The sequence below is a fragment of the Nocardia sp. BSTN01 genome (genome assembly GCF_015354405.1).
In the GTDB taxonomy this organism is placed as follows: domain Bacteria; phylum Actinomycetota; class Actinomycetes; order Mycobacteriales; family Mycobacteriaceae; genus Nocardia.
In genome coordinates, this window is record NZ_JADKYP010000167.1 from 1 (window position 1) to 851 (window position 851).

Here is an 851-nt window from a genome sequence, read left to right on the forward strand (position 1 = left end):
ACCGCAACCGTGCAGGTCACGGCTATGATGCTAACGCACACTGAGCGTTCATCAACAGTAGCCGTCAACACCTGCACGGTTTTTTGCTTTCACCGAGAGGTCGCGAGCAACCGTCGAGAGGTGTCGAACGGGCATCGAGCGGAGCTTTCGAACATGTCGAGTTTACGCATCTCGACCCGCCGCGACGGGTCTACCTACACGCAGATCCTCTTCCGCGAGTTCGACCCATCGAAGGGGCGGAAGGTGCAGTCGAGCCTGACGTTCGACGACCACGCCGCCGCCGTGCGGTGGCAGAAGATCCTCGACAAGAACGGGCCCGAGCGGACTCGGGAGCTACTCACCGCCGAGGAAGGCGCGCGCGTCGAGAAGGCCGTGACCCTGCTGACATTCGCACCCACCTACATCGATGGCCTCACTGGCGCGTCGGATGCGCAGAAGAAGCGCTACCGGGCGTACATGCGCAACGATTTCGGGCCCCTATTCGGCGATCTGCCGCTCTCGGCGCTGTGTGCTGCGGACCAGGACCGCAACACCCCGATTCAGGACTGGATATCCGATCTGGAGGGCGACGGCGTCGCGGCGAAGACGATCGCCAACAAACACGGGTTCCTGTCCGGGTGCTTGAAGGTGGCGCAGCGCCGCGGGCTCATCCCGTTCAACCCCTGCGAGGACTCGAAGCTGCCCAAACGGAATTTCGAGCCGTGCTTCCTCGAGCACGACGAATACGAGCTGCTGCTCGACATGACTCCGGAACGATGGCAGTCGGCGGTGCGGTTCCTCACGCTGTCGTGCATGCGCTGGTCGGAGTTCACCGCGCTGCCAGTGGGCGCGTTGAAGCCCGACCCCGACCA

Annotated in this window: 1 pseudogene; it reads left to right on the forward strand. The window is 63.5% G+C overall.

Annotated features, from left to right (window positions below):
- A pseudogene (locus IRT45_RS36360) lies at nucleotides 1–851 on the forward strand (hypothetical protein); the annotation flags it as partial.